Genomic DNA, 21,490 nt, shown 5'->3' with positions numbered 1-21,490 from the left:
TAATTACCTACCAATATTTCACTGTTTGTTATTCCTCTAATTTAACGTCTAATCCTAAACCTTTCAGTTCGTGCATTAATACGTTAAAAGATTCTGGTAAACCTGGTTCTGGCATAGTTTCACCTTTTACGATTGCCTCGTAAGTTTTGGCTCTACCTAATACATCATCAGATTTCACTGTTAAGATCTCACGTAAGATACTCGATGCACCATATGCTTCAAGTGCCCAAACTTCCATCTCTCCAAAACGCTGACCACCAAACTGAGCTTTACCTCCTAATGGTTGTTGTGTAATTAATGAGTAAGGTCCGATAGAACGCGCATGCATCTTATCTTCAATCATGTGACCTAACTTAATCATATAAATTATACCTACCGTTGCTGGTTGATCGAAACGTTTCCCTGTACCTCCATCATATAAATATGTATGTCCGTAACGTGGAATTCCTGCTTCATCTGTTAAGGCATTAATCTGATCAATGTTTGCTCCATCAAAAATTGGTGTAGCATACTTTTGATCTAATTTTTGACCTGCCCATCCAAGAACTGTTTCATAAATCTGACCAATATTCATACGAGATGGTACTCCTAATGGATTTAATACGATATCAACTGGTGTTCCGTCTTCTAAGAAAGGCATATCTTCTGCTCTTACAATACGAGCAATAATACCTTTGTTTCCGTGACGTCCTGCCATCTTATCTCCTACTTTTAATTTACGCTTTTTAGCAACATAAATTTTTGCAAGTTTTAAGATTCCTGCTGGTAATTCGTCCCCTACTGAAATAGTAAATTTCTCGCGACGTAAAGAACCTTGTAAATCGTTAACTTTTATTTTATAATTGTGAACTAATTCAACAACTAATCTATTTAAGTCTTTATCTGTCGTCCAAGTTCCGTGTAAGTGTGTAAAATCACCTACAGAATTTAACATTTTTTGAGTGAATTTTTTACCTTTTGGTAAAACCTCTTCTCCTAAATCATTAAATACACCTTGAGACGTTTTTCCTGTAATTAAATTGAATAATTTTTCAATTAATACATCTTTTAAATCTTCGAACTTATGAACATAAGACGCCTCTAAAGTTGCAATTGCTTCTTTATCACGAGCACGTTTTGTTTTATCTTTTACAGCACGTTTGAATAATTTCTTATTAATTACTACACCTCTTAATGATGGTGACGCTTTTAATGATGCATCTTTTACATCACCTGCTTTGTCACCAAAGATAGCTCTTAATAATTTTTCTTCAGGAGTTGGATCAGATTCTCCTTTTGGTGTAATTTTACCAATTAAGATATCACCAGGATTTACCTCTGCTCCAATACGAATCATTCCGTTTTCATCTAAGTCTTTTGTAGCCTCTTCAGAAACGTTAGGAATATCGTTTGTTAATTCTTCAGCTCCTAATTTCGTATCACGAACATCCAAAGAATATTCATCAATATGTATAGAAGTGAAAATATCTTCACGAACAACTTTTTCAGAAATTACAATCGCATCCTCAAAGTTATACCCTTTCCAAGGCATAAAGGCTACTTTCATGTTTCTTCCTAAAGCTAATTCTCCTTTTTGTGTTGCATAACCTTCACAAAGTACTTGACCTTCTTCAACTCTATCACCAACTTTTACAATTGGTTTAAGGTTAATGTTCGTACCTTGATTCGTTTTTCTAAACTTAATTAAGTTATATGAAATATCATCAGAGTCAAAGCTTACTAAACGCTCTTCATCAGTTCTATCATACTTAATTTTTATCTTATTAGCATCAACATACTCAACAACTCCAGCACCTTCAGCATTGATTAAGATACGAGAATCTTTAGCAACTCTACGCTCTAATCCTGTACCTACAATTGGTGATTCTGGACGTAATAATGGAACTGCTTGACGCATCATGTTCGATCCCATTAATGCACGGTTGGCATCATCATGCTCTAAGAAAGGAATTAACGACGCTGAAATAGATGCTATCTGGTTAGGAGCAACATCCATATAATCAATCTCAGTAGGTGTAACTACAGGGAAATCTCCCCCTTCACGTGAAATTAATTTATCTCCAACAAAATCTCCATCTGCATTAATCTCTAGATTAGATTGTGCAAATTTCATTCCTTCTTCTTCTTCAGCACTTAAATATATATGCTCTTGGTCTAACTCGATGTTTCCTTCGATTACCTTTTTATAAGGTGTTTCGATAAAACCTAAATTATTAACTTTTGCAAATACAGCTAAAGATGAAATTAATCCAATGTTCGGCCCTTCTGGCGTTTCAATCGGACATAAACGACCGTAATGTGTATAGTGAACATCACGAACCTCAAAACCTGCTCTTTCTCTAGATAAACCTCCAGGTCCTAGTGCAGATAAACGACGTTTGTGCGTAATCTCTGCTAATGGATTGGTTTGATCCATAAATTGAGATAACTGGTTAGTACCAAAAAACGAATTAATTACTGAAGACAATGTCTTCGCATTAATTAAATCAATCGGAGTAAATACTTCGTTATCACGTACATTCATTCTTTCACGAATAGTACGAGCCATACGAGCTAAACCTACACCAAATTGACCTGCTAATTGTTCACCAACAGTTCTTACACGACGGTTAGATAAGTGGTCGATATCATCTACTTCTGCTTTCGAGTTAATTAACTCAATTAAGTATTTGATAATCGTAATAATATCATTTTTTGTTAATACCTTCTGATCAATTGGTTCGTTTAACTGTAATTTGGTATTCATTCTAAAACGACCAACTTCACCTAAACTATAACGCTGTTCAGAGAAGAATAATTTTTCAATAATTCCTCTTGCTGTTTCCTCATCTGGCGGCTCAGCATTACGTAATTGTCTATATACGTGTTCTACTGCTTCTTTTTCAGAATTGGTAGGATCTTTCTGTAATGTATTGTGAATGATTGCATAATCTGCCATGTCATTATCTACCTTATGCAATAAGATAGTTTTAGCACCTGCATCGATTATTTCATCAATATGTTCTTTTTCTATGATAGTATCACGGTCAAAAACTATTTCGTTACGCTCAATAGATACAACTTCTCCTGTATCCTCATCAACGAAATCTTCATGCCAAGTTTTTAAAACTCTAGCTGCTAGTTTACGCCCTAATACCTTCTTTAATCCTGCTTTAGAAACTTTTACTTCTTCCGCTAAATCAAAGATCTCTAATATATCTTTATCTCTTTCAAAACCGATGGCTCTGAATAACGTAGTTACTGGTAATTTTTTCTTTCTATCAATATAAGCGTACATTACTTGATTGATATCAGTTGCAAATTCTATCCAAGATCCTTTAAAAGGAATTACTCTTGCAGAGTATAACTTGGTTCCGTTTGCGTGGAAAGATTGTCCAAAGAAAACACCAGGTGAACGGTGTAACTGAGAAACCACAACTCTTTCTGCACCATTAATAATAAAGGTACCAGAATTAGTCATGTAAGGAATTGTACCTAAATACACATCTTGAACAATTGTTTCAAAATCTTCGTGTTCAGGATCTGTACAATAAAGCTTTAATCTTGCTTTTAATGGTACACTATGTGTTAATCCTCTTTCTATACATTCTTGAATGCTATATCTAGGTGGATCTACAAAGTAGTCTAAAAATTCTAATACAAATTGATTACGTGTATCTGTAATCGGAAAGTTATCCATGAAGGTTTTGTACAAACCTTCTTCACCACGCTCATCTGCTTTAGTTTGCAATTGGAAAAAGTCTTGGAATGACTTTACCTGTATATCTAGAAAATCTGGATAGTCGGTACCTAATTGCGATGATGCGAAGTTAATTCTTTCAGTAGTGTTTATCGTTGCCAAAAGAGATGCTATTTTTAAATTAAAAATATTATTTTTTGAAACTATATAGTTTCAATAATGCAATTTTAATTGCTTTGCTGACTTAAAATCAGCTCTTTATAGTCGTATTATCACTAGTCTAAAACAGTAATAAAATAAAGAACGAATATATACACAAAATGGTTTAGGACTAGAAACATGAGTTCCTAGTACCTAAACCTTAATTGTTTTATCCCGTTTTAACTCGGGAGTATAGCTTACTTAAGCTCTACTTCAGCTCCTGCTTCTTCTAAAGATTTTTGAAGACCTTCTGCTTCATCTTTAGATACTCCTTCTTTGACTGGTGCTGGTGCACTATCAACGATTGCTTTAGCTTCTTTTAAACCTAATCCAGTTAATTCTTTAACTAACTTTACTACCGCTAATTTAGAACCACCTGCTGCTTTTAAGATTACATCAAATTCAGTTTGCTCTTCTGCTGCATCTCCTCCTGCTGCTGGACCTGCTACTGCTACTGCTGCTGCTGCTGGCTCAATACCATACTCATCTTTTAAAATATCAGCTAATTCATTAACCTCTTTTACTGTTAAGTTAACTAATTGCTCTGCGAAATCTTTTAAATCTGCCATTTTAATTGTTTTTGAAATTTTTATTATTTAGTTTATTAGTGCGCGAAATTATTTTTCTGATAACGTCTTTAAAATACCTGATAATTTATTACCTCCTGATTGTAATGCTGAAACAACATTCTTAGCAGGTGATTGTAATAACGAGATAATATCTCCAATAAGTTCTTCTTTAGACTTAATGTTAACTAGTGAGTCTAATTGGTCATCTCCAACATAAACTCCCTCTTCAACATATGCTCCTTTTAATAAAGGTTTGTCTGATTTTTTTCTGAACTCTTTAATAACTTTTGCTGGTGCATTTGCAACTTCAGCAATCATCATTGAAGTATTACCTTTTAAAACATCCTGTAAATCTCCGAAATTTTTATCAGAAGCTTCCATTGCCTTTGAAAGCAAAGTGTTTTTAACAACAGCTAATTCTACGCCAGCTTTAAAACATGCTCTACGTAAGTTAGATGTAGTTACTGCATCTAAAGCAGAAATATCTGCTAAATAAATGATACTTGTATCTGCTAATCTTGCTGTTAAATCTTGTATTACTTGTGATTTGTCTTCTCTTGTCATAATTAAAAAGTTTTAACTGCCTTATGATACAGATTTTTCATCTACAGCAACACTAGGACTCATAGTTGAAGACATAAAAATACTCTTAATATAGTCTCCTTTAGCCGCTGTTGGCTTTAATTTAATTAACGTTTGTAGTAACTCATTTGCATTTTCCTGAATCTTCTGAGCATCAAATGATACTTTTCCGATCGCAGCATGTACAATACCAGTTTTATCAACTTTAAAGTCAATTTTACCAGCTTTAACTTCCTGTACTGCTTTTGCAACGTTCATAGTTACTGTACCTGTCTTTGGGTTAGGCATTAAACCTCTTGGTCCTAACACACGACCTAATGGTCCTAACTTACCCATAACACTAGGCATAGTAATAATAACATCAACATCAGTCCAACCTCCTTTAATCTTCTGAAGGTACTCATCTAATCCAACATAATCTGCTCCCGCTTCTTTAGCTTCAGCTTCTTTATCTGGAGTAACTAATGCTAATACTTTAACATCTTTACCTGTTCCGTGTGGTAATGTTACAACTCCACGTACCATTTGATTTGCTTTACGTGGATCTACTCCTAAACGTACTGCTAAATCAACTGACGCGTCAAACTTTACAGTTGTAATTTCTTTAACTAAAGCTGATGCATCTTTTAAGCTGTAAACTTTAGAGCTATCTACCTTAGAACGAGCTTCTTTTTGCTTTCTAGTAATTGCCATTTCTAAATATCTTTTAAAGTTTAAGCAGGTGCATCACCTGTTACTGTTAATCCCATAGAACGAGCAGTTCCGGCAATCATTTTCATTGCAGATTCGACTTTAAAGGCATTCATATCAACCATTTTGTCTTCTGCAATTCCTCGAATTTGATCCCAAGAAACACTTGCTACTTTTTTCCTATTTGGTTCTCCTGAACCTTTCTTAATTTTGGCCGCTTCTAATAATTGTACTGCAGCTGGTGGTGTTTTTACAACAAACTCGAAAGATTTGTCTTTATAAACAGTAATCACGACAGGTAATACTTTACCTTGTTTGTCCTGTGTACGTGCATTAAATTGCTTACAGAACTCCATGATATTAACACCGGCAGCACCTAAAGCGGGTCCAACTGGTGGCGACGGATTCGCAGCACCTCCCCTTACTTGTAGTTTAACTAATTTACTTACTTCTTTTGCCATTGTTTAAGATTTAATGATTTGTTTAAAATGGAAGCTTTAAACACATCTAAATATAGGTGTAACGATTATATTTTTTCTACTTGCGTATAATTTAATTCTAATGGAGTTTTTCTACCGAAAATCTTAACCATTACTTCTAATTTACGCTTCTCCTCATTAATATTTTCAACTGCCCCGTCGAAACCATTAAAAGGACCATCGATTACTTTTACTGTTTCTCCTATATTAAAAGGAATTACAATATTTTCATCTTTTACAGAAAGTTCATCAACTTTTCCTAACATTCTGTTTACTTCTGATTTACGCATAGGCACTGGCTCTCCTCCTTTAGTTTCACCTAAAAAACCAATAACATTTGTTACTGACTTAATTACGTGAGGAACTTCACCTGCTAAATTAGCTTCTACCATTACATAACCCGGAAAATAAACTCTCTCTCTGTTAACTTTTTTTCCGTTTCTTTCTTGAATAACTTTTTCGGTTGGTACAATTACCTGGTTTACGTAATCTGTCAATCCGAAACGAGCGATTTCAGTTTCAATATAGGCTTTAACCTTATTTTCCTGTCCTCCTACTGCTCTAACTACGTACCATTTCATTACTGAATCAGCCATCATTAAAACATTTTAAAGAAATTATCTAATCCTGTTTGAAAAACTTTATCTACTCCTGCTACTACTAAAGCAAAAACAATTGTAAATGCAGCAACAACAACAGTAGACTTTTGTGCCTCTTCACGAGATGCCCAAGTCATATTTGTATTTAGTTCTTCAAAAGAACCTTTAATATATTGTATAAAGTTATTCATTTTCTTATCCTTTTAACGAGTTACGATATTAATCGCAACTCGTTTTGATTATGCACGGACGGAGAGATTCGAACTCCCGACACCTGGTTTTGGAGACCAGTGCTCTACCGCTGAACTACGCCCGTATTTTAAAAGGAGTCTCTCATTTAAGAGACTCCTTTTTATAATGTAAACTAATTGATTAGTCTAAAATTTCAGTTACCTGACCTGCACCTACTGTTCTACCACCTTCACGGATAGCGAACTGTAAACCTAAGTTTAATGCAATTGGTTGGATTAAATCAACTGTAATAGTTAAGTTATCACCAGGCATAACCATTTCAACACCATCAGGAAGAACAATATTTCCTGTTACATCAGTTGTACGTACGTAAAACTGTGGACGGTAGTTGTTATGGAATGGAGTGTGACGTCCACCTTCTTCTTTTTTCAATACATACACCTCAGCCTTAAACTTAGCGTGTGGAGTTACAGAACCTGGCTTACAGATTACCATCCCTCTTTTAATATCTTCTTTTGCAATACCTCTTAATAAGATACCAGCGTTATCTCCTGCCTCACCTCTATCTAAGATTTGACGGAACATTTCGATACCAGTTACTGTAGAAGTTAACTTCTCAGTACCCATACCAATAATATCTACAGCTTCACCAGAATTGATGATACCAGTTTCAATACGACCAGTAGCAACAGTTCCACGACCTGTAATTGAGAATACATCTTCAATAGGCATTAAGAAAGGCTTTTCAGTTTCTCTTAAAGGCTCTTCGATCCATGCATCAACTTGTGCCATTAATTCTAAAACAGTATCAACCCATTTTTGTTCACCATTTAAAGCTCCTAAAGCAGAACCAGCAACAACAGGACCATTATCTCCATCATACTCATAGAAAGATAATAATTCTCTTACTTCCATTTCAACTAACTCAAGTAACTCTTCATCATCAACCATATCCACCTTGTTTAAGAAAACAACCATACGTGGAATACCTACCTGACGACCTAATAAGATGTGCTCACGAGTTTGTGGCATTGGACCATCTGTTGCAGCTACTACTAATATAGCTCCATCCATTTGAGCAGCACCAGTTACCATGTTCTTTACGTAATCGGCGTGACCTGGACAGTCTACGTGCGCGTAGTGACGGTTTTGAGTTGCATATTCAACGTGAGAAGAGTTAATTGTAATACCTCTTTCTTTTTCTTCTGGTGCGTTATCGATTTGATCAAAATCTCTAGCTTCAGAGAATCCTGCATCAGCTAATACTTTAGTGATAGCAGCAGTTAATGTAGTTTTACCGTGATCTACGTGACCAATTGTACCAACGTTTAAGTGGGGCTTCGAACGATCGTAAGTTTCTTTTGCCATGATTATTAATTTTAATTCTTAGTTAAATATATTTAGTGTTACTTTAAATTCTTTTTTAAAAAAACTCTAAAAAAGAGCCAATGACCGGATTTGAACCGGTGACCTCATCCCTACCAAGGATGCGCTCTACCAACTGAGCTACACCGGCCTGGATAATTATTATAGAGCGAAAGACCAGGTTCGAACTGGCGACATTCAGCTTGGAAGGCTGACGCTCTACCAACTGAGCTACTTTCGCGTATTTTTAAAACCTTTCATTAATAATCAAAAGTTGAAGCTTGATATATTAACTAATCGGTTTTAAAAAAGTGGGGAGAGCAGGATTCGAACCTGCGAAGTCGTAAGACAACGGAGTTACAGTCCGTCCCAGTTGGCCGCTTTGGTATCTCCCCTTTGGTAATTTAAAACTATGTTAAAGAACTTTCTTTATTTTGAGCCGATGAGAGGACTCGAACCTCCGACCTGCTGATTACAAATCAGCTGCTCTAGCCAGCTGAGCTACATCGGCTTTTATTGTCATAAAAAACAATCCGCTATTTCTAACGGATTGCAAATGTATAAAGTAATTTTTATATTCTAAAGCTTTTTTAGATTATTTTTTATCTTTTTATGATACTAATGAATCTCGATGCTTTTCTTTTGATTTTTTTAAGCTTCTTTTTAATGAGTCAACAGCAATATTTACACCCTCTTCAAAGGTTTTATTCTGTTTTTTAACCATCAATTCACTTCCCGGAATATTTATTTTTATTTCTGTAATTTTATTTTCTTTCTCACTTGTTTTCTGAACTTTTAAAAAAACTTCTACATCAACTATCTTATCATGAAACTTCTCTAAACCTTCTATCTTCTTTTCAATGTAATCTATCAAACTTTTATCTGCTGTAAAGTTTACTGACTGCGTGAATACTTTCATAATTTTTTAAATCTTTATTTTGACTCTCTAGGGTGAGCCTTGTTAAACACTTTTTTTATCTGCTCCAAGCTATTATGCGTATACACTTGGGTAGCGGCTAAACTTGAATGCCCTAGTAATTCTTTAACCGAATTTAACGACGCACCATTATTAAGTAAATGTGTTGCGAAAGCATGCCTTAATATATGTGGGCTTTTTTTTGCTTTTGTGGACACTCTACTAAAGTACAAATTAATTATTCGGTACACAAGAGTTTCATAAATTTTAACCCCTTTTTTGGTTATCAAAAGCTCCTCTACTCCTTTTAATTCTTTTTCTTTTTTTAACGCTAAATACTGATTTAAAGTAATTAAGATAGACGGCAACAGCACTACAAACCTCTCTTTATTTCTTTTACCCAAAACTTTTATTAATTGCCTACTAAAATCGATATCTTTTTCTTTAATATTAATCAGCTCTATTCTTCGCATACCTGTTGAATACAACAACTCTACAATTAACTTATTTCTTACTGATTCAAAATCTACTTCTTCATTTAAAATAGCCAATACTTGCTGTATTTCTTTTTTATCAAAAGGTGCTTGTATTTTTTTCTGAACTTTTAATGCTTTGTGTTTTGCTAACGGATTAACTTCAACTTCTTTTACTTTCTGAAGAAAGGTGTAAAAAGTTTTTAAAGAACTCACTTTTCTATTTATACTTCTATTCGAAATTTGCTTATCAACAAGACTCACTATCCATGTTCTAATTTGATTGTAATGAATTGTCGTTAACTCTTCTTGCTCAAATTCAGCCACACAAAAATCTTTAAATGCTACAATATCTGTTCGGTACGCATTTATAGTGTTTATAGAGTAGTTTTTTTCGTGCTCTAAATATTTTAAGAAAGCTGCTACAAGCATTGGTTTTGTTTTTATTGAAATAAATATACAAAAAAACCTGTATTGATAAATCAACACAGGTTTTATATTACTCTTTATAAACTATTTCTAGCTTACTTCTTCTTTCGTTCTTAATCCTTGAACGTAAGACGCTTTTTTCATTTGAGCACGTTTAACGACAGATGGTTTGTTAAACTGTTTTTTGTCGCGTAATTGTCTTAAGATTTTTACGTCTCTGAACTTTCGCTTATAACGTTTTAACGCTCTATCGATATTCTCTCCTTCTTTAATTGGAATAATTAACATGTGTTAGCACCTCCCTTCATTGTAGTCTCTAAATTTTTATTTTTAGGACTGCAAATGTACTGAGTCTTTTTTAATTAACAATTAAATTTTTACTTATTTTAAATTTCACTGTCGCATTAGCGATTGAAACGGCATCCTTTTTTATTTTTTTTATAAAAAAGATATAGTGTAAAGCGCGACCTGAAAGGGAATGCCCAAAATATCTTCAATGTAAAGGTAAAATTAGGTTGCTGGTTTATATTCCTTCTTATCTATGATCATTTTTGCGATGCAGAAAATGCATTTTCGCAAAAACGACAATCAACAATATTAGGTTGCTGGCTTATATTCTTTCTTATCTATGATCATTTTTGCGATAATTTCTTTCAAAATTTCAGAAGTACCTCCACCAATTGGTCCTAAACGGCTATCTCTTAATAAACGTGCTAACGGATACTCTTCCATATAGCCATAACCTCCTAATAACTGTAAAGCGTCGTATATAACCTCATCTGCCATTTTTGTGGATAGCATTTTACTCATACTCGCCTCTTTTACCACATAAACACCTTCGTTTAGCCTCTTTGTAATTGAATAGTTATATTCTCTACACATATCGACTTTAGATGCCATCTCTGCTACTTTATGACGTAACGCCTGAAACTTATCTAATGTTTTACCAAAAGCTTCTCTTTCGCTCATATATGTTATCACATAATCTACAGCAAACTCAGCTCTTGCATGTGCATTGATTGCCATTATTAAGCGCTCTAAAGCAAAATGCTGCATTATGTACGGAAAGCCTTTTCCTTCTTCGCCCATTAAATTCTCTGCAGGAATTACTACATTATCAAATGCAATTTCTGCCGTATCTGAAGCTCTCCAACCTAGTTTATCTAACTTTGTTGATGAAATTCCTGGTGTATTTCTATCTACCAAAAGAATACTCATTCCTTTATGTTTATCCTCCGGATTTGTTTTTGCTGCAACTACTAAGTAATCAGAATACACACCGTTTGTAATAAATGTTTTAGACCCGTTAATTACATAGGTATCTCCTTTTTTAATTGCAGTAGTTCTCATACCTGCAACATCACTACCACCAAAAGGTTCAGAAATACATAAACATCCTATCATATCTCCGTTAATACTCGGAGTTAAATATTCTTTTTTGATTCTGTCGTCTCCTTCTTTATTTAAGTGTGTCATTGCCAAGTAAGCGTGCGCCCACATATTTGCTGCAAAACCACCTGAGTTTATTTTTTGTAATTCTTCTAAAAAAATCACAGTATAAAAAAGATCTAAACCTAAACCACCGTGTTCTTCTGGTTGATTTAACCCGAAATAACCCATTTCCCCGAATTTCTTCCAAATGAAACGCTCAACGGTTCCGTCTTTTTCCCACTTATTTATATGAGGAACAACTTCTTTTTGCAAAAAGTCCTTAAAACTCTGTCGAAAAAAGTCATGTTCTTCAGTAAAGTACATACTATTCATAATTATATATTCTGTTTGTTGTTTGTTTATTCTGCTTTCAAATATAAAACTATTCTGTCATATTTCTCAATAGGGAAACCGTCAATGTTTTTTATTTCCACAATATTTTGAAGTTCAGCTGCCTCATCTCTATATTCAAAAATCTTTTTACAGAGATCGTAATCAATATATGGATTTTTTAAAACCTCCTTAAAAGTAGCCGTATTTATATTTATTTTTTGAATTTGTGGTTTTTCATAAATCTTAAACCTTTTTACAACTCTAGCTACAGTTGATTTATCAACTCCCCACACTTCGTTTAATTGCGATGCAAAAGAAAAACCTTGTAGTTTTTTTCGATATTTTATGATTCTTTCTGAAATCACTTCACCAACACCATTAACAGCTTCAAAATCTTGCTGTGTGGCTTTATTTATATCATCAGTTGTTACCGAAGTTCTTTTACTCGGTGTCTCTTTATACACTGAATTAACTTTTGATTTATTATTTGATGCTAACTTATTACGTTTTACAACCCAATCTGGGAATTTAAAATAAAGTGAAATCTTATTTAATAAACTGTCTGACACTTTTGTTATTTCCTGAAACTCTTGTGCTGAGTTTACGAATTTACGTTGTGCCCGGTAAGCATGCAATCTATCAATTTCTTGAAGAGACATTCCTAATTGTTCTCCTTTAAAATCGGTAATATAATTAGGGTTAAAGGGATAAGTTTTAGGTTTCCTTTTCTCTAGCTCAACACTCTTTAAACTATCTATTTGTTTCTGAAAAGTTAGTAACTCTTTTGAACTTGTATCCGTTATTGCATCCGAAGAAAAATCTGAAAAGAAATAAACAAACTGAAGAATAACTATAATAAATACCAAAAAGAAAATCCCATTTCTTTGGCGTTTGTTATACCAGAAATGGGATTTAAATATTTTCATTTTAAAGAATTTTACATATGATCGTTAACATCTATAGCGCCATCTTCAATTGCTTCTTCTTTCTTATTAATTGCATTGGTGTATTTTATTAACTCTTTTTTAATAACCGGAGATAACATAATTACACCTATAATATTTGGTACAACCATTGCAAAAATCATTGCATCAGAGAAATCAATTACTGCACCTAAACTAATAGAAGCACCTATAACTACAAACATTAAAAATAATACTTTATAAACTAAATCAGTAATTTTTCCTTTACCGAATAAAAATTTCCATCCTTGCATACCGTAATAAGACCAAGAAATCATTGTAGAAAATGCAAATAAAATAACTGCAATTGTTAATACGATTGAGAAGTGAGGTATTACAGAATCAAACGCTATTGCTGTTAATTCAACTCCTTCTTTAATCTCTACACCATACTGCATAAATTGCCCGTCGAAATTTGTAATAATAATTACCAAAGCTGTCATTGTACAAATAACCACTGTATCTACAAATGGCTCTAATAAAGCAACAATACCTTCACTCGCTGGATATTTTGTACGAACTGCTGAATGTGCAATTGCTGCAGAACCTACACCTGCTTCATTTGAAAAAGCACCTCTTCTAATACCTTGAATCATTACTCCAATTAAACCACCTGCAATTCCTAATCCAGAGAAAGCTCCTTCATATATCAACATAAAAGCATCATCTATCAATGAATAATTAGCAAATAAAATAATTAAAGCTGCTAAAACATATATTCCTGCCATAAAAGGCACTACTTTTTCTGTTACAGAGGCAATTCTTTTTATTCCTCCAATAATAACTACAGCTACTAATGCCGCCATTACTAATCCAAAATACATTCCTGCATTTGGCCCTGTTAATTCAAATAATTTGGTAAACTGTGCAGCTGCTTGATTGGCTTGAAACATGTTTCCACCACCAAAAGAACCTCCAATAACAAATATTGCAAATAAAACTGCTAATACTTTACCTAAGCCTCCTGCTCCTTTTTCTTTTAATCCTTTTGTCAAGTAATACATTGGACCACCATAAACAGTACCATCTTCACCAACATCTCTATACTTTACACCTAAAGTACATTCTGCAAATTTAGAAGCCATCCCTAATAAACCAGCTACGATCATCCAGAATGTTGCTCCCGGACCACCTATTGATAATGCTACTGCAACCCCTGCAATATTACCTAAACCAACCGTTGCAGATAATGCAGCTGTTAATGCTTGGAAGTGAGAAACCTCTCCGTCGGCTCCTTCATCTTTTATAGTTTCAAAAACATCTCCTCCTGGAGTTTGATCTCCGTATAATTTATCTACTCCGTGCTTTTCAATATCTTCGTATTTACCTCTAACAACCTGAATTGCTGTCACAAAGCCTGTAAAATTAATAAATTTAAAATAAAAAGTAAAATATAAAGCCCCTCCTATTAACACGATAAGTACCCAAGGTATTTGAAAAGTTTCTGAGAAAGGAATTTCATAGAATATAGCTTTTACAAACCAACCTGTATAATCTTTAAAAATTGTATCAATTTTATCTGTAGTACTGCTTTGTGCAAATGTTAACAACGGTGTTATTAATAATAACAACGTAAGAAGTCTTTTCTTCATAATAAATATGTTAGTTTTTATATTTTGTAATGCGCAATATCCTAAAAAAAATGCACTTCCGACAAGTTTTATGCGTTAAATGTGGCTTTACATTATCTTTTCTTTAAATTTTCGCAAATCTTCTTTAAATGATTTTGGTTGAAAATTTAATTCTTTATTTGTTTTAGATAAATCAAATCCTGTTTTAGATGGCCTAATTGCTTTTTGATTTAAATCATTTGTTGCTATCGGTTTAATCAAACTTTTATCTAATTTAAAAACATCTGCTATTTGCTGTGCAATCTCATAAATACTTAATAACGTGTTTGATGAAATATTAAAAATCCCTGTAGACTTTTTATCTATTACTATTTTACACGCTTGCGCCAAATCTTCAACATAAGTAGGCATACGAAATTGATCTTTAACAATTGTAATTTCTTTTTTATCCTCTAAACTCTTCTTTACCCACAATACAATATTACTTCGGGTCATATCAAACACTTTGCCGTATACCAAAATAGTGCGAAGAATCGCATAATCTATTTTAGAGGCTGTTAAAATATTTTCTGATTTCAATTTAGATACTCCGTAATAGTTTAGCGGATTTGGAGTGTCGGTTTCTTTATAAGGACCACTTTCACCATCAAATATAAAATCGGTAGATATATGTATTAAATGTATGTTATTTACTTCTGAATATTCTTTTAACGATTCTACAACACCTATATTTAATAGATCACATGCTTTTTTATCATCTTCACAAGCATCAACATTTGTCATTGCTGCCGTGTTAACAATAACATCAGGCTTGCATGCTGTTAAGTTTTTAAGAAGTATTTTTTTATCAGTAAGGTCAACAGAAACATATTTAAAATTGGTTTTACGACTTCTATTTTCCCCTCTAGAAAATCCGCTTACAGTATATTTTTCTTTATCCTTTAATAAAAGGTTTACTAAGGTTTGCCCAAGTAAACCATTACTTCCGGTAACAACTATATTTTTCATTAAAACAACTCTCTTAATTTAATTATTTGCTCTGGGCGACCTAAAACAATTAAGTTTGCGCCTGCTGTTAACTTTACCGAAGCATCTGGATTTATGATATATTCTTTATCCGTAGTTCGATAGCCAATTACAGTGCATCCTGTTTTTTTACGCAAATCTAAATCTAAAATGGTGCTATTTAAATACTCCTTAGGCAGGTTATCTATCGCTATTTCTTCTAAATTCGCTGTTGTATCGCCCTCTATAGTTAATCTATCTACAAATTCTATAACATCAGGCGTAACAACTAAAGATGCCATATGCGCACCTCCTAATTTATCAGGCATAATTACATTATCTGCTCCTGCTATTTTAAGCTTGCTATAAGAAGTTTCTTTAGACGCCCTACTTATTATCTTTGAGTCTTTATTTAATTGATTTGCTGTTAACACTACAAATAAATTATCAGCATCCGAAGGTAAAACGGTAATTAAATTAGCGGCATTTAAAATACCTGCTTTTAATAATGCTTCATCGGTTGTTGCATCTCCCTCTATATTTAATATTCCTTTTTCGTCTAATTGCTTTATAATATCCTCATGCATTTCTATAACAACAACGTCTTTTTTGTAGCTATTTAATTTAGCTATTGCTTGCTTCCCATTTCTACCATAACCACAAACAATAGTATGCCCTTTTAACTTTTCTATTTTTTTTTGCACTTTTTTTATTTTTAGTTGACGAAAAAACTGACCGCTTATTAAATATTCAGAAAACGAGGATACTGCATAACCGAAAATAAATAAACTTGATAATATTAAACCTATCGTAAATATTTTTTCTCCTGTACCAAAAGGATGAACTTCTCCAAAACCAATAGTGGTTATGGTAATTATAGTCATATATAAAGCATCAATAAAAGAATAATTGAATATTATTAAATACCCTCCTACTCCTATTGATAAAATTAATACTGAAAATAAGATTGCTTTGTATAACCTTGATTTAAATACATTATTTATCATAAATCGAAAACAGAGGTTCTTTTAGTGTAAATCATATCTTTTAATTTTAATACAAATGCCATTGTTAAATATAAAGCAAAAGATAAACCCACGGTTACAAAAGATATGTAAATAAAAAACAATCGCACATTGGTAGCTCGCATACCTAAACGATCTGCCAACCTTGAAGACACTGCAAAACCATGGCGTTCAAAAAAATGACGTACCGAATGAATAAATTTCATAATTAACTTATTTTCATTGCAAGGTACCAATTTACAATGATTTGTTTATAACATCGGCTTTAAAATAAATTTGGTTTCTGTAACTTTGCTTTTCGTAAAAATCTCACTTTGAAAGAACAAGAGTACATAGAAGTATACGGAGCACGCGCTCACAATTTAAAAAACATCGATGTAAAAATACCTCGAGAAAAACTGGTGGTTATTACTGGCTTAAGTGGTAGCGGAAAGTCATCACTAGCTTTCGATACTATTTATGCTGAAGGACAGCGTAGATATATTGAAACTTTTTCGGCATATGCTCGTCAGTTTTTAGGCGGATTAGAAAGACCTGATGTTGATAAAATTGATGGATTATCGCCCGTAATTTCTATCGAACAAAAGACGACTAATAAAAGTCCGCGTTCTACCGTAGGAACTATTACCGAGATTTACGATTTTCTTCGTTTACTCTTTTCTCGTGCCTCGGATGCATATTCTTACAATACAAACGAGAAAATGGTAAGTTATTCTGATGAGCAAATCAGGCAACTAATTTTAAAAGATTTTAATGAAAAGCGCATCGCAGTTCTTGCGCCTTTAATTAAATCTAGAAAAGGGCATTATCGAGAGCTTTTCGAACAAATTTCTAAACAAGGTTTTGTCCGCGTTCGTGTAGACGGAGAAATAAAAGAGATTGTAAAAGGAATGAAACTTGACAGATACAAAACTCATGATATTGAAGTAGTTATAGATCGTTTAATTATAAACGAAAAATCAGAAAAACGTTTAGAAGAAACTATAAAAACAGCTTTATATACCGGAAATAATATTTTAATGGTGGTTGATGTTGACGATGAAAAGCCTCGTTATTTTAGTCGCGAATTGATGTGTCCTACAACCGGAATTGCATACCCGAATCCAGAACCAAATACATTTTCATTCAACTCACCAAGAGGTGCATGCTCTAATTGTAACGGTTTAGGTATTACCAATGAAATTAACGAGAAAAAGGTAATTCCAGATCATACCATTTCAATTAAAAAAGGCGGAATTATTCCTTTAGGAGAACAAAAAAGTAGTTGGATTTTTAAACAATTACAAACTATTGCCGATAGACACAATTTTAAACTTACCGACCCGATAAATAAAATCCCGCAAGACGCGATGCATATTATTTTACACGGTGGTAATGATAAATTTGAAATCAACTCTAAAGATCTTGGTGTAACTAGAAATTACGAAATAGATTTTGAAGGAATTATAGCATTTATAGATAATCAACATAAAAATGCAGAAAGCACTTCTATTAAACGCTGGGCAAAAGACTTTATGGATGAAGTTAGCTGTTCTGTTTGCGAAGGTAAAAGATTAAAAAAAGAAGCGCTCCATTTTAAAGTTGTTGATAAAAACATTAGTGATTTAGCACAAATGGATGTTACCGAGCTAGCTACTTGGTTTAAAAATATTGAAAGTAGCCTTTCTGAAAAACAATTAATAATTGCTGCTGAAATACTAAAAGAAATCCGAACTAGAATTCAGTTTTTATTAGATGTTGGGTTAGATTATTTAACTTTAGACAGAACTTCTAAATCACTTTCTGGCGGTGAAGCACAACGAATTCGATTAGCCACCCAAATTGGCTCCCAATTAGTTGGCGTTTTATATATTTTAGATGAGCCAAGTATTGGTTTACACCAACGAGACAATGAAAAACTAATAAAATCACTTATTAAATTACGTGATGTTGGTAATTCGGTTTTAGTTGTTGAACACGACAAAGACATGATTGAACAAGCCGATTTTGTTTTCGATATTGGTCCGGGTGCAGGTGTGCACGGAGGTGAAATTGTAAGCGCAGGAACTTTTGAAGATTTAAAATCGCACGACACTTTAACTGCAGATTACTTAACAGGAAGAAAAGAAATTGCTGTTCCGAAAGAAAGAAGAGCAGGAAATGGTAATTTTATTAAACTATCCGGAGCATCAGGAAACAACTTAAAAAATGTTTCTGTAAAGTTTCCTTTAGGGCAAATGATTTGTGTTACCGGAGTTTCAGGAAGCGGGAAATCTACTTTGATAAACGAAACATTATATCCTATTTTAAATGCCCATATTTATCGTGGTGTAAAAAAACCAATGCCTTATAAAAAGATTGAAGGCCTAGAACATATCGATAAAGTAATTGATATTGACCAATCTCCTATTGGTAGAACTCCACGCTCAAATCCTGCAACCTACACAGGTACTTTCGGAGAAATCCGTAGTTTATTTGCTAAAACTCCAGAAGCTGCCATTCGCGGTTATAAACCTGGTCGTTTTAGTTTTAATGTAAAAGGCGGTCGTTGTGAAACTTGTCAAGGAGGTGGAGTTCGCGTTATTGAAATGAATTTTTTACCAGATGTTCAGGTAGAATGTGAAACCTGCCAAGGAAAACGTTTTAATAGAGAAACGTTAGAAATTCGTTATAAAGGAAAATCGATTTCTGATATTTTAGACATGACGATTAATGAAGCTACAAACTTCTTTGAGCATATTCCTAAAATATATCGCAAGCTAAAAACAATTAAAGATGTTGGTTTAGGGTATATTACTTTAGGGCAACAATCAACTACACTATCTGGTGGAGAAGCACAACGTATAAAATTAGCATCAGAATTATCAAAAAGAGATACCGGAAACACTTTTTACATTTTAGATGAACCTACCACAGGTTTACATTTTGAAGATATTCGTGTTTTAATGGATGTTTTAAATGAATTAGCTAACAAAGGAAATACCGTGTTAATTATTGAACACAACATGGATGTGATTAAACTTGCTGATTACATTATTGATATTGGTATGGAAGGCGGTAAAAATGGCGGAAATGTTTTAGCCACGGGATCTCCTGAAAAAGTAGCTAAACATAAAACAAGTTATACTGCTAAGTTTTTAAAAAAAGAACTAAATTAGCAAGCTTGCTAAAGATGTAAATTAGCAATATAAATTGTTACATTAATTATAAAAGAATTTATGAGTATGAGTCCGAACGATGACAGAAAAATTAAAGAAAAATTACAACCAAAAACTTGGAATGAAATAAAAACAAACGATTCTTGGGCTATTTTTAAAATCATGGCCGAGTTTGTTGAAGGGTACGAAAAATTAAGTAAAATAGGACCTTGTGTGTCTATTTTTGGTTCTGCAAGAACAAAAACAGATGACCCTTATTATAAACTAGCTGAAGAAGTTGGTTTTAAATTAACTGAAAACGGATTTGGAGTAATTACCGGTGGTGGACCAGGAATAATGGAAGCTGGTAATAAAGGAGCGCATAGAGGAAAAGGAACTTCGGTTGGATTAAATATCGAATTACCTTTCGAACAACACGATAATCCTTGGGTTGACCGTGATAAAAACTTAAACTTCGATTATTTTTTCGTTCGTAAAGTTATGTTCGTTAAATATTCTCAAGGTTTTGTTGTAATGCCAGGTGGTTTTGGTACTATGGATGAGCTTTTTGAAGCAATCACATTAATTCAAACTAACAAAATTGGTCGTTTTCCTATTGTTTTAGTAGGAACAAAATTCTGGGCAGGTTTATTAGACTGGATAAAAAACACCTTGTTAGAAGAAGGTAATATTAGTGAAAAAGATTTAGATTTATTTAGAGTTGTTGATACTGCTGATGAAGCTGTAGAGCACTTTAATAAATTTTACAAGAAAAACGAATTAAAACCAAACTTTTAAAAATAATTACATAAAAAGCTCGTTGATTCTTCAACGAGCTTTTATCTTTAATTTGAAACATCAATTACTCCTCTTTTTTATCTCACTTTTCATGTCCTGTTATACAGTAACAGCGCAAACGAATACTATTGAAATAGATGCAAAACTAGATGATAAAAAGGATTTACTTCACATCAATCAAAAAACTGTTTACTATAATAATTCTTCAGATACATTAAATACTATTTTTTTACATAACTGGTCTAATAGTTATAAAGACAAAAATACTCCACTAGGAAAACGTCTTATAGAAGATTATAAAAAAGACTTTTACTTTTCTAAAGAAAAAGATAAAGGTTTTACCAAAATACATGAGATTACAGTAAACAATAAAAAAGCTACTTTTAATGTAAAAGAAAATCAGCCTGATATAATTGAAATACCTTTAAAAGGTCTTTTAAAACCAAATGACAGCTTAATTATAGCTACAAATTATATTGTGAAAATTCCAAGTGCTAAATTTACAGGATACGGAAAAACTAAAAACGGATATCACTTACGATTTTGGCATATTACACCTGCTGTTTATAATAAAAAATGGCAACTGATGAGCAATTTAAATATTGATGATTTATATGAAAACCTAACAAACTACACTATAAACATTTCTATTCCTAAAAAATATACTATTGAAAGTAATCTGCCTCAAAAGAAAATTAAGCAAAAGAGTAACACGCTCTATTATTTAAAAGGTAAAAAAAGAAAAGATATTTTTCTTCACATTGACTCCCTAAATCAATTCAAATCCTTTAAATTAAAAGACAAAAAAATAATAACAGACACAAATTTAAAAAATATACCTAGAGACACTACTGCCAAAATAATAAATAAACAAATTGACTTTATTGAGGGTTTTTTAGGCAAACATCCACATAATGAAATTTTTATTGATGCTGCCACCATTAAAAAAATTCGTTACATGAAATTTACGGACTTCCTAGATGGCTTAAACCTTTTCCTGAGAATTTCAGGTGGGAAATCAACTTTTTTAAAGCACTTTCTAAAAGATATATAAATGATGCATTAATACTAAACC

20 protein-coding genes and 5 tRNA genes are annotated in these 21,490 nt (G+C 33.0%); 3 read left to right on the top strand and 22 right to left on the bottom strand.

The genetic code is table 11. The features are described 5' to 3' along the window. Positions 1-28: 28 nt before the first annotated feature. The 22 genes from rpoB to RRF68_RS12315 all read right to left on the bottom strand — a co-directional run bounded on the left by rpoB (position 29) and on the right by RRF68_RS12315 (position 16,707). Positions 29-3,841: a DNA-directed RNA polymerase subunit beta gene (gene rpoB / locus RRF68_RS12420; RefSeq protein ID WP_218773114.1), complete on the bottom strand. Its 3,813-nt coding sequence runs from the start codon at positions 3,839-3,841 to the stop codon at positions 29-31. A 236-nt stretch (positions 3,842-4,077) separates the two neighbouring features. Further along, positions 4,078-4,449, bottom strand: a complete 372-nt coding sequence (gene rplL, locus RRF68_RS12415) for a 50S ribosomal protein L7/L12 (RefSeq protein ID WP_315944525.1) — start codon at positions 4,447-4,449, stop codon at positions 4,078-4,080. Between the two features lie 48 nt (positions 4,450-4,497). Further along, a complete protein-coding gene (gene rplJ, locus RRF68_RS12410) occupies positions 4,498-5,013 on the bottom strand; it encodes a 50S ribosomal protein L10 (RefSeq protein ID WP_218773116.1) in 516 nt (171 codons plus the stop codon). A gap of 21 nt (positions 5,014-5,034) precedes the next feature. Further along, the gene (gene rplA, locus RRF68_RS12405; protein WP_218773117.1) at positions 5,035-5,724 is read right to left on the bottom strand and encodes a 50S ribosomal protein L1; all 690 of its coding nucleotides are present in this window, start codon (positions 5,722-5,724) and stop codon (positions 5,035-5,037) included. 20 nt (positions 5,725-5,744) lie between these two features. After that, entirely contained in the window at positions 5,745-6,182 is a 438-nt protein-coding gene (rplK, locus tag RRF68_RS12400) for a 50S ribosomal protein L11 (protein WP_218773118.1), read from the bottom strand. A 65-nt stretch (positions 6,183-6,247) separates the two neighbouring features. Beyond that, entirely contained in the window at positions 6,248-6,796 is a 549-nt protein-coding gene (gene nusG, locus RRF68_RS12395; RefSeq protein WP_218773119.1) for a transcription termination/antitermination protein NusG, read from the bottom strand. Positions 6,797-6,798: 2 nt separating this feature from the next. Beyond that, on the bottom strand, positions 6,799-6,990 hold the full coding sequence (gene secE / locus RRF68_RS12390) for a preprotein translocase subunit SecE (RefSeq protein ID WP_218773120.1): 192 nt from the start codon (positions 6,988-6,990) through the stop codon (positions 6,799-6,801). A 53-nt stretch (positions 6,991-7,043) separates the two neighbouring features. Beyond that, positions 7,044-7,115 (bottom strand) — tRNA-Trp (locus RRF68_RS12385). Positions 7,116-7,171: 56 nt separating this feature from the next. Continuing rightward, positions 7,172-8,359, bottom strand: a complete 1,188-nt coding sequence (gene tuf / locus RRF68_RS12380; protein ID WP_315944524.1) for an elongation factor Tu — start codon at positions 8,357-8,359, stop codon at positions 7,172-7,174. A 75-nt stretch (positions 8,360-8,434) separates the two neighbouring features. Beyond that, a tRNA-Thr gene (locus RRF68_RS12375) sits at positions 8,435-8,507 on the bottom strand. 17 nt (positions 8,508-8,524) lie between these two features. Beyond that, positions 8,525-8,597, bottom strand: a tRNA-Gly gene (locus tag RRF68_RS12370). 71 nt (positions 8,598-8,668) lie between these two features. Then, a tRNA-Tyr gene (locus RRF68_RS12365) sits at positions 8,669-8,751 on the bottom strand. Positions 8,752-8,793: 42 nt separating this feature from the next. Then, positions 8,794-8,867, bottom strand: a tRNA-Thr gene (locus RRF68_RS12360). A gap of 99 nt (positions 8,868-8,966) precedes the next feature. Further along, a complete protein-coding gene (hpf, locus tag RRF68_RS12355) occupies positions 8,967-9,275 on the bottom strand; it encodes a ribosome hibernation-promoting factor, HPF/YfiA family (RefSeq protein ID WP_218773122.1) in 309 nt (102 codons plus the stop codon). 14 nt (positions 9,276-9,289) lie between these two features. After that, complete coding sequence (locus RRF68_RS12350; protein WP_315944523.1) at positions 9,290-10,177, bottom strand: tyrosine-type recombinase/integrase; 888 nt, start codon at positions 10,175-10,177, stop codon at positions 9,290-9,292. 87 nt (positions 10,178-10,264) lie between these two features. Then, a complete protein-coding gene (rpsU, locus tag RRF68_RS12345; protein ID WP_028888499.1) occupies positions 10,265-10,462 on the bottom strand; it encodes a 30S ribosomal protein S21 in 198 nt (65 codons plus the stop codon). Positions 10,463-10,771: 309 nt separating this feature from the next. Next, positions 10,772-11,938 (bottom strand): acyl-CoA dehydrogenase family protein, encoded by a 1,167-nt coding sequence (locus RRF68_RS12340; RefSeq protein ID WP_218773124.1) that lies wholly within the window; start codon positions 11,936-11,938, stop codon positions 10,772-10,774. A 26-nt stretch (positions 11,939-11,964) separates the two neighbouring features. Further along, positions 11,965-12,864 carry a ComEA family DNA-binding protein gene (locus RRF68_RS12335; protein WP_315944522.1) on the bottom strand — a complete coding sequence of 300 codons (900 nt, stop codon included), beginning with the start codon at positions 12,862-12,864 and terminating at the stop codon, positions 11,965-11,967. Between the two features lie 11 nt (positions 12,865-12,875). Continuing rightward, a complete protein-coding gene (locus RRF68_RS12330; protein ID WP_275314888.1) occupies positions 12,876-14,492 on the bottom strand; it encodes an alanine/glycine:cation symporter family protein in 1,617 nt (538 codons plus the stop codon). 87 nt (positions 14,493-14,579) lie between these two features. Next, positions 14,580-15,479 (bottom strand): SDR family oxidoreductase, encoded by a 900-nt coding sequence (locus RRF68_RS12325; RefSeq protein ID WP_315944521.1) that lies wholly within the window; start codon positions 15,477-15,479, stop codon positions 14,580-14,582. Beyond that, on the bottom strand, positions 15,479-16,483 hold the full coding sequence (locus RRF68_RS12320; protein WP_218773128.1) for a potassium channel family protein: 1,005 nt from the start codon (positions 16,481-16,483) through the stop codon (positions 15,479-15,481). The genes RRF68_RS12325 and RRF68_RS12320 overlap by 1 nt, the downstream gene beginning before the upstream one ends. Beyond that, complete coding sequence (locus tag RRF68_RS12315) at positions 16,480-16,707, bottom strand: PspC domain-containing protein (protein WP_218773129.1); 228 nt, start codon at positions 16,705-16,707, stop codon at positions 16,480-16,482. The genes RRF68_RS12320 and RRF68_RS12315 overlap by 4 nt, the downstream gene beginning before the upstream one ends. Positions 16,708-16,815: 108 nt before the next feature. Here RRF68_RS12315 and uvrA point away from each other — a divergent pair, with 108 nt between their 5' ends. The 3 genes from uvrA (at position 16,816) to RRF68_RS12300 (ending at position 21,469) form a co-directional block, all read left to right on the top strand. Next, complete coding sequence (uvrA, locus tag RRF68_RS12310) at positions 16,816-19,638, top strand: excinuclease ABC subunit UvrA (RefSeq protein WP_315944520.1); 2,823 nt, start codon at positions 16,816-16,818, stop codon at positions 19,636-19,638. Between the two features lie 66 nt (positions 19,639-19,704). After that, positions 19,705-20,415 (top strand): TIGR00730 family Rossman fold protein, encoded by a 711-nt coding sequence (locus tag RRF68_RS12305; protein WP_275314890.1) that lies wholly within the window; start codon positions 19,705-19,707, stop codon positions 20,413-20,415. Between the two features lie 91 nt (positions 20,416-20,506). Then, positions 20,507-21,469, top strand: coding sequence for a hypothetical protein (locus RRF68_RS12300; protein WP_315944519.1), 963 nt, complete (start codon positions 20,507-20,509; stop codon positions 21,467-21,469). The last annotated feature ends 21 nt before the right edge of the window (positions 21,470-21,490 follow it).

This window comes from Tenacibaculum sp. HL-MS23, from assembly GCF_032463465.1.
In the GTDB taxonomy this organism is placed as follows: Bacteria; Bacteroidota; Bacteroidia; order Flavobacteriales; family Flavobacteriaceae; genus Polaribacter; species Polaribacter bernardetii.
Note: the sequence above shows the minus strand (reverse complement) of the source record. Positions and strands in the feature narration are given on the sequence as shown.